Annotated in this window: 8 protein-coding genes and 1 pseudogene; 6 read left to right on the plus strand and 3 right to left on the minus strand. The window is 68.2% G+C overall.

Going from position 1 to position 8,814, the window contains the following annotated elements:
- The first annotated feature begins 67 nt into the window (after positions 1-67).
- From ACIA5H_RS33345 to fadD11, 6 genes are read left to right on the plus strand one after another with little or no spacing between them, the layout of a single operon-like run.
- Positions 68-961 carry a metal-dependent hydrolase gene (locus tag ACIA5H_RS33345; protein WP_397079881.1) on the plus strand — a complete coding sequence of 298 codons (894 nt, stop codon included), beginning with the start codon at positions 68-70 and terminating at the stop codon, positions 959-961.
- A complete protein-coding gene (locus ACIA5H_RS33350) occupies positions 958-2,010 on the plus strand; it encodes a PDR/VanB family oxidoreductase (protein ID WP_379253728.1) in 1,053 nt (350 codons plus the stop codon). Before ACIA5H_RS33345 ends, ACIA5H_RS33350 begins: the two co-directional genes overlap by 4 nt.
- A gap of 59 nt (positions 2,011-2,069) precedes the next feature.
- Positions 2,070-3,572 carry an aldehyde dehydrogenase family protein gene (locus ACIA5H_RS33355; protein WP_379253729.1) on the plus strand — a complete coding sequence of 501 codons (1,503 nt, stop codon included), beginning with the start codon at positions 2,070-2,072 and terminating at the stop codon, positions 3,570-3,572.
- Entirely contained in the window at positions 3,569-5,035 is a 1,467-nt protein-coding gene (locus ACIA5H_RS33360; protein WP_397079884.1) for a flavin-containing monooxygenase, read from the plus strand. Before ACIA5H_RS33355 ends, ACIA5H_RS33360 begins: the two co-directional genes overlap by 4 nt.
- An 8-nt stretch (positions 5,036-5,043) precedes the next feature.
- Entirely contained in the window at positions 5,044-6,009 is a 966-nt protein-coding gene (locus ACIA5H_RS33365) for a short-chain dehydrogenase/reductase (protein WP_397079892.1), read from the plus strand.
- Positions 6,006-7,835, plus strand: coding sequence for a fatty acid--CoA ligase FadD11 (gene fadD11 / locus ACIA5H_RS33370; RefSeq protein WP_397079886.1), 1,830 nt, complete (start codon positions 6,006-6,008; stop codon positions 7,833-7,835). Before ACIA5H_RS33365 ends, fadD11 begins: the two co-directional genes overlap by 4 nt.
- A 114-nt stretch (positions 7,836-7,949) precedes the next feature.
- Here fadD11 and ACIA5H_RS33375 read toward each other — a convergent pair whose 3' ends face one another.
- The 3 genes and pseudogenes from ACIA5H_RS33375 to ACIA5H_RS33385 all read right to left on the minus strand — a co-directional run.
- A complete protein-coding gene (locus tag ACIA5H_RS33375; protein WP_379253732.1) occupies positions 7,950-8,081 on the minus strand; it encodes a hypothetical protein in 132 nt (43 codons plus the stop codon).
- Positions 8,082-8,165: 84 nt separating this feature from the next.
- Complete coding sequence (locus ACIA5H_RS33380; protein ID WP_356965813.1) at positions 8,166-8,459, minus strand: hypothetical protein; 294 nt, start codon at positions 8,457-8,459, stop codon at positions 8,166-8,168.
- 114 nt (positions 8,460-8,573) lie between these two features.
- Positions 8,574-8,720: pseudogene (locus ACIA5H_RS33385) on the minus strand (FAD-dependent oxidoreductase); the annotation flags it as partial.
- Positions 8,721-8,814 lie beyond the last annotated feature (94 nt).

The raw sequence follows: 8,814 nt of genomic DNA on the forward strand, positions 1-8,814 counted from the left end.
TGCAACATTCAGCCCGAGTTGTTGCTGCAACATTGCAATGCGATTTGTTGTTATGTACGGTCGGGTCATGGCTGAGCAGGCAGGCGCGACGCAGCGCCGGTATCGCGACGAAGCGCATGCCATCCATGCGCGCGACGTCCATTTCGATTTCGACTCCGTGCCCATGCACTACGTGCCGGGCGAGGCCTTGGCCACCCACATCGTCAATGTGATGCACCTGGTGCTGCCCGAAGGGGAACGAGCCATGGCGCAGGCACTGGCCGAAGCCCTGCCGCACATCGACGACGAACGATTGCGGGAAGAGGTCACGGGGTTCATCGGGCAGGAGACCATGCACGCGAACAGTCACGAAGCCGCGCGCGCCCACCTGCGATCGATCGGGTTGGACGTCGATTCCTACGTCGGCAAAGTCGCCTGGCTGGTCGATCGCATCCTCGGTGACCACGGCTTGACCGGCCGGGCGCGGGAGGAGTGGCTCAAGGAACGGCTGGGTCTGTTCGCGGGCATGGAGCACTACACAGCGGTGCTCGGGGAATGGCTGCTCAACGCCGACATCCTCGAGGAGAAGGGCATGCATCCGGCGATGCTGGACCTGGTCCGGTGGCACGGCGCCGAAGAGGTGGAGCACCGCAGCGTCGTCTACGACGCTTTCATGCATATCGACGGCAGCTACGCACGGAAAGCCCGCACGGCGATCCTGGCCAGCGCGACCTTGCTTCCGCTGTTCATCGTCTCCACCGCCTATCTCTACCGGAAGGATCCGTCGCCGCAGAAGGGCCGGTTCTGGGGCCTGCAGTTCTGGAGCGCGACCCGGCGTGGCGTCATCCCGAAGTGGACGATCTTCGTCACCGAGATGCCGCGGTACCTGCGGCCGGGTTTCCATCCGTCCCAGCTGGGTCCGATGGACAAGGCCCTGCGCTATCTGGCGCACTCGCCTGCCGCGCGGGCGGCGCACCGATGAACGGATCACCCACCCTGGCCGAGCGCTCGGCGACCGGGGGACTGCGCCTGATCGGCGATGTCATGGACATCTATCGGAAGGTGTTCGTCACCGGACGCACCGCCGCACTCCTGTCCCGCCCGAACACGGTGCGCCGCACGGGCTTCGATACGGACGTAACGATCGCCGGGATCGAACGCGAAGCCGCCGACGTGGTGAGCCTGACACTGCGCGCGGCCGATGGCGGTCCGCTGCCCACGTGGCGGCCGGGCGCGCACGTGGATGTCTTCTTGCCCTCGGGACGGCAGCGCCAGTACTCGCTGTGCGGCGACCCGAGCGACCGGTTCCGGTATCGCATCGCGGTGCGGCTCATTCCCGACGGGGGCGGCGGATCGCGCGAGATCCATCATTCGCTGCGAGTCGGCGACCGTCTGCGCATTCGCGGGCCGCGCAACGCGTTCACCTTCGTCGAAGCGCCGTCGTATCTGTTCCTGGCCGGTGGCATCGGCATCACCCCGATCATGCCGATGGTCGAGGCCGCGGGCGCGCGTGGACGCCTGGTGTACGTCGGCCGCTCACGCGAGACCATGCCGTTCCTGGCCGACCTGCCCGGCGCCGACGTCAGGCCGGACGACGAATTCGGCCCTCCGCATGTCGCCGCACTGCTGGCGCGCGCAGAACCCGGCGCGGCGGTGTACGTGTGCGGGCCGCCGCCGATGCTCGAGGCGGCGCAACGGTGCCTGTTCGAACTCAACCCGACGGCCTCGCTGCACACCGAACGGTTCTCCGCGCTCCCGGTCGTCGACGGCGCGGAATTCGACCTCACTCTGGCGCGCACTGCGACCACCGTCCGGGTCGCGGCCGACGAAACGGCGCTCACCGCGATTCATCGCGCACTGCCGGACACCCCTTACTCCTGCCGGCAGGGATTCTGCGGCACCTGCAAAGTCGCGGTCGTCTCCGGCGCCGTCGACCACCGTGATCGCGTGCTCACCGCGGCCGAACGCGAGAACCAGATGCTGGTCTGCGTCTCCCGCGCCGCGGGCGAACACCTCGTGGTCGACCTCTGAGACCGTCATACGAAAGGGACAGCGTTGTCTATGCGTTGCCGATCGAGGGAGACGACCCGATGAGCGTCTCCACCGACAACCACGCACCGTCGGTCGTGTCGACCTTCGACGTGCGCGATCCGGCCACCGGCGAGGTGGTCGGAACCTACCCGGTCCACGACCGCCATGCCGTGGACACCGCCGTCGCCGCCGCGCACGAGGCCGCGACCTGGTGGCACGATCTCGGCTTCGCCGGACGCGCTCGGCATCTGGACGCCTGGCGCGCCCAGATCGCCACCGGCCGTGACGAACTGGCCCAGATCATCCACCGGGAAATGGGCAAGCCGGTCTCCGACGCCAAACTCGAGATCGCGATGGCCCTCGAACACTTGCGATGGGCGGCCCGCAACGCCGAGAAGGTGCTCGGCCGTCGCTCCGTGCCGTCGAGCATGCTGACACGCAACCACGCGGCCACGGTCGAATACCTTCCCCTCGGCGTGGTCGGCGTGATCGGACCGTGGAACTACCCGGTCTTCACTCCGCTCGGCTCCATCTCCTTCGCGCTGGCCGCCGGGAACGCGGTGGTGTTCAAACCCAGCGAGTACACCCCCGGCGTCGGGCTGTGGCTCGCGGAGGCGTTCGCACGCACCATGCCCGCCGAGCCGGTGCTGCAAGTGATCACCGGGCTCGGCGACACCGGAAACGCTCTGTGCCGCAGCGGCGTCGGCAAAATCGGGTTCACCGGATCCACGGCCACCGGCAAACTCGTCCTCGCGGCGTGCGCGGAGAACCTCACGCCGGTGCTGATGGAGTGCGGCGGCAAGGACGCGTTGATCGTCGACGCCGATGCCGACCTCTCCGCCGCCGCCGACGCGGCGGTGTGGGGCGGGTTGTCCAACGCGGGGCAGACCTGTCTGGCCGTGGAGCGCGTCTACGTCCACGCCGACGTCTACGACGACTTCCTCGCCGAACTGGTGGCGGCGGCGGGACAGATCGACGCCGGTAGGGCGGATTCGAAGATCGGCCCCATCACGATGCCGAAGCAACTAGCGATCATTCGCCGCCACATCGAGGACGCAGTCGCGCGCGGCGCCCGGGCGGTGCTCGGCGGCCCGGATGCCATCGATCGCCAGTTCGTCCAACCGACCATCCTCGTCGACGTCCCCGAGGACGCGTCCGCGGTGACGGAGGAGACCTTCGGTCCCACCCTGACGGTCACCAAGGTCAGGGACATGGACCAGGCCGTCGAGTTGGTCAACCGCTGCGCCTACGGGCTGGGCGGCACCGTGTTCGCCCGCCGCAACGGGCGCGACATCGCCGACCGCATCCGGGCGGGCGGCATTTCCATCAACGCGTTCGTCGCGCACGCCACCATTCCCGCGCTGCCGCTCGGCGGCGTCGGCGCCTCCGGATTCGGCCGCGTGCACGGGCCGGACGGGCTCAGGGAATTCACCTACGCCAAAGCCACCACGCGCCAGCGTTTCCCGTCCCCGTTGCCGCTCACCTCGTTCCGGCGCGACCACCGCGTGGACATGGTCGTCGACCTGCTCATCGCGGTCCTACACGGAAGGAAGCGCCAGTGACCTCCGATCCGATCGAACACACCCCCATCGCGATCGTCGGCGCGGGTCTGGGCGGCATCGGCCTGGCGATCAAACTCCGCGAGGCCGGATTCGACGATCTGGTGGTCCTCGAACGCGCCGACGACCTCGGCGGCACCTGGCGGGCCAACACCTATCCCGGTTGTGCCTGCGATGTGCCGTCCCACCTCTACAGCTACTCCTTCGCACCCAATCCGGAGTGGTCGCGCACCTATGGACGGCAGCCGGAAATCCTGGACTACATCCGCTCGGTGGCCATCGAGCATGATGTCGTCCGCCACATCCGGTTCGGCGCCGAACTGCTCGACGCCCGGTGGGACGAGCAAGGTTCGCTCTGGCGGATCGAGACCTCGCGCGGCACGCTGACCGCGGACTTCCTGCTCTCGGCCACCGGGCTCTTCGCGGAGGCGAAGTATCCCCGGCTGCCCGGCATCGACTCCTTCGCGGGCACGTCCTTCCATTCGCTGCACTGGAACCACGATCACGATCTCACCGGCGAGCGGGTCGCGGTGATCGGCACCGGCGCCTCGGCGGTGCAGTTCGTGCCGGAGATCCAGCCGAAGGTGGCCCAGCTGCTGCTGTTCCAGCGATCGGCCCCCTGGATCGTCCCGCGCATGGATCGCAGCACCCTCGAACTCGAGCGACGGCTGCTGCGCCGTATCCCGCTGGCGCAGCGCGCCATTCGCGGCGGGTTCTACGCGGCCATCGAGACCTTCGGGCTCATCTCGCTGGTCGATCAGCGCTTCCGGCACCCGTACGAAGCGCTGGGCCGACTGCAATTGCTGCGGCAGGTCCGCGACCGAGAGCTGCGCAAGAAGCTCACCCCCGACTACGTCATAGGCTGCAAACGAGCGATCTTCTCCGACACCTACCTACCGGCACTCGACCAGCCGAACGTCGACGTGGTCACCCAGCCGATCGCCGAGATCCGGCCGCACTCGATTCTGCTGCGCGACGGCAGTGAGCATGCGGTGGATACCCTCATCTTCGGAACCGGTTTCACCTCGATCCCGACCGCCTACGAGCGCTACGTCGGGCGCGACGGGCGAACGCTGGCGCAGCTGTATCGGCAACGACCGCAAAGCTATCTCGGTGTCGCGCTGTCCGGGTTCCCCAATTTCTTCTGCACGCTCGGTCCGTTCGGCGCGGCCGGTAACCAGTCCGCGATCTACATGATCGAATCCCAAATCGCCTACATCGTCGACGCATTGCGCGACGCGCGCTCCCGCGGAACACGCCGGATCGAGGTGCGACCGGCAGCGCAGGCCGATTTCGTCGCGGAGATGGCTCGCCGCAGTTCGTCGACGGTATGGCTCACGGGCGGATGCCAGAGCTACTACCAGACGCCGGACGGGCTCAATGCCGGTCTCTACCCGAACTGGAGCTTCGAATACCGGCAGCGCACCAGCCGATTCGATACCGCGGCCTACGAGGTGACCCGGTGATCGGCGACATGCTCCGGATCGCCAGGGGGCGGCGCGGATATTCGGTCGCGGGCCGGGTCGTGCTGATCACCGGCGCGGGGCGCGGCATCGGCGGCGAACTGGCGGCGTTACTGCACCACAAGCAGGCCTCGGTCGTGCTGGTCGATCTCGACCGGGACGCGGTCGACGCGGCAGCCGCCGCATTGGGCGATCGAACTCTCGCCATCGCCGCCGACGTCGCCGACCGCTCGGCGATGCGGGCGGTCATCGACCGGGCCGCCGACCATTTCGGCCGCTTGGACGTGGTGGTGGCCAATGCGGGCGTGGTGCCCCGCCCGGCGACGGTGCGCACGCTCGACGGGCAGGACTTCGACCGGGTGATGGACATCAACCTCACCGGTGTGTTCAACACCGTGCGCCCGGCGCTCGACCACGTCGTCGCCGCCGAAGGTCATGTGGTCGTGGTGTCGTCGTGCGCGGCGTTCGCTCCCGGCATGGCGGGAGCCCCGTACATGATCAGCAAAGCCGCGGTCGAACAGCTGGGTCGGGCGTTGCGGGTGGAACTGGCGCCCTTCGGCGCTTCGGCGGGCATCGCCTATTTCGGCATCGTCGACACCCGGATGACCCACGACACCCTCGATCACGACGAACTCGGCCGTGAGCTGGACGACCTGCTGCCGTGGCCGTTGAACACGCGCATCTCGGCGGCGCAAGCGGCCAGGACCATCGCGGACGGCATCGAGCGTCGCGCCGCGCGCACCATCGCACCGGCAGGGTGGGAGCCCTACGCGCTGCTGCGCGGGGCGGTCAATGTCGTGCTCGACAGCGCACTCGCTCACGACCGCCGCGTCCACGACCTGTTGCGCAGGGTCGAAGCGCGCACGACGCCGTCGCCGTATGCCGGTCACGACGGCTCCAGGTCGCCCGTCGCATCTCCACTCAGCACGGTCCAGCCGCAGCATGCGCCGTCCGACCCGAAGGAATCCCTCTCGTGAGCACTCCACGCTTCGACACGCTCCCCGCCGCCTTCCAGCACAACGCGGCCGTCGATCCCGACGCGATCGCGCTCCGCACTCCCGGCGACGCCGCCACCCTCACCTGGCGCGAGTACGCGACGCGGGTCCGTCTGATCGCCGCCGGACTGTCGGGACTGGGCGTCCGGCGCGGCGACACGGTGGCCCTGATGATGTCCAACCGCATCGAGTTCTATCCGCTGGAGGTCGGGGCGCAGCATCTCGGCGCCACCAGTTTCTCCGTGTACAACACCGCGTCGCCGGAGCAGATCGCGTACGTTCTGGACAACGCCGGTGTGCGCGTGCTGATCTGCGAGCCTGGATATGTCGAACAGGTCCGCGCGAGCGGCGTCGAACTCGACCACATCGTCTGCGTCGACGACGCCCCGGAGGGCACTTTGTCGGTCGCTGACGTCATCGCCGCGGGCGAGCGAGACTTCGACTTCGACGCCGCGTGGCGCGCGGTCCAGCCCGACGACGTCGCGACGCTGATCTACACGTCGGGCACCACCGGCGATCCCAAAGGGGTGGAGACCACGCACGCGAACCTGATGTTCGAGTGCTACGCCGTCGATCAGGTGCTTGGCATCCGGTTCGGGGACACCATCACGTCCTACATGCCCACCGCGCACATCGCCGACCGGCTGACCGCGCTGTACTTCCAGGAGGTCTTCGGCACCCAGGTGACCTGCGTCGCCGTTCCGACGGGGATCAGCGCCGCCTTGGCCGACCTGCATCCCACGATCTGGGGCGCCGTGCCCCGGGTATGGGAAAAGCTCAAAGCGGCAATCGAATTCGCGGTCGCCAACGAGCCCGACGAGCAGCGCCAGGCCGCGTTGCGGTGGGCGTTGGCGGTCGCCGCCCAGCGCAGCGCTCATCAATTGGCCGGGGAGCCGGTCCCCGAATCCGTCGCCGCCGAGTGGGCACGCGCCGATCGACTCGTCCTGTCCGGGCTGCGCGCGAAACTCGGTCTCGACCGCGTCCGCTGGGCGATGTCCGGCGCCGCGCCGATCCCCGCCGAAACGCTCGGATTCTTCGCCGGGCTCGGGATCCCGATCGCCGAGATCTGGGGCATGTCCGAACTCACCTGCATCTGCAGCGTCAGCCACCCCGGCGACGCCAGACTCGGCACCGTGGGCAAACTGTTGCCCGGCATGCGGGCCAGGATCGCCGACGACGGTGAACTCCACGTCCGCGGCCCGCTCGTGATGAAGGGCTATCGCGGTGAGCCCGGCAAGACCGCCGAGACCGTCGACTCCGAGGGCTGGCTGAGCACCGGAGACGTCGTCACCATCGATGACGCCGGATATCTCAGGATCGTGGACCGCAAGAAGGAGTTGATCATCAACTCCGCCGGGAAGAACATGTCCCCCACCAACATCGAGAACGCGATCAAGGCGGCGACACCGCTGATCGGGGCGATCGCCGTGATCGGCGACGGCCGCCCCTACAACACCGCGCTCGTCGTCCTCGATGCCGAAACCGCCGGACCGTACGCCGCGCGGCACGACCTGCCCGATTGCTCGGCAACGGCCTTGTCGGCCGACGCCGGCGTCATCGAGCAGATCGCCGCAGGCATCGCCGCGGGCAATGCGAAGCTCTCGCGGGTAGAGCAAGTCAAGCGGTTCCGCGTCTTGCCCACCTTCTGGGAAGCGGGCGGCGACGAAGTCACCCTCACGATGAAACTCAAGCGCCGGGTGATCGCCGAGAAATACGCCACCGAAATCGCCGGACTCTACGCACCCGACCTCGGCCCGGATGTCCACGAACCGGCCGGGCCTGTCGCCGCCCCGGTTGCCACCGGCTGAGCGAACCGGCGGCTGATCATCGCTCCTTGACCCAGTACATCCCACGACCCGACTCCGCGGGCGCACGCTTTTCGCGTGGCTCGATCTGGTCGAGCCGGTAGCCGAGCCGCCGGGCTACCGCGGCACTGCGGACATTCGCCTCGTCAGGTCCTCCGGCTGCCATCGCCGTAACAGCAGCTCGTCCAGTTCGATCCGTTCCGGTGGCACGACGCCCGGTGCGAGCGCCGAGCACGGTTCGATGCTCATACCGATATCGTGGCCATCCGGCACGTGACCGTGCAAAGCGATTTCCGGCAGATCCCATAGCCGGCCGCACGGGCCGCCGGCGTTTCAGGCACCCCGGAGACGAACTTCGGTGTCCAGCTCGGCGGCGGTCTCGGTCAGTGCGGCGGCGTCCGGGTCCTCTCCGATCCGGGCGGCCAGTTCGGCCCGCGACAGGATGAGCATTCCTTGCGGCTCGGACCCGAAGGCACCTTCGATTCTGATCTGCCCTTCCTCGAGGACCAGGTACGCGTCCGGTTGGCCGGTGGCCAGCAACCGGCGTAGATCATCCGCCGTGACTCGGCCGAAACGCTGTGCGCTGCTCGACGACGTGTCTGCTGCATTGGTGTTTTCCGCATCCATGGTGACCGATTGCCCGGGTGATCCCGCGGGAAACCGCTGGTCACCCCGGACCAGCCGGTGGTGTCGCCGCGGCAGCGTCAGGCGAGGGCGAGGATCAAACGATGGCCGGGCTCGTCAATGCCGGAGCGCCCGCTGCGCGGCATTCACGCCGCACATCCCGTGCGCCCCTGGGCCCGGCGGTGTGGCCGCGGAGCACAGGTAGTGACCCGGCACGCCTACGTCGTAGGGCTGCAGAGTCCTACGCGGACCGAACAGCAGCTGGGACTGCCCCGAGTTTGGTTGACTCGTGGGTTTGGTCTTTCAGGCCGCGACTGCGGGCCGGTTTATTGTCTCAAACTCGATCGGGGTGAGCCGA

It is taken from the genome of Nocardia sp. NPDC051900 (assembly GCF_044452545.1).
In the GTDB taxonomy this organism is placed as follows: Bacteria; Actinomycetota; Actinomycetes; order Mycobacteriales; family Mycobacteriaceae; genus Nocardia; species Nocardia sichangensis.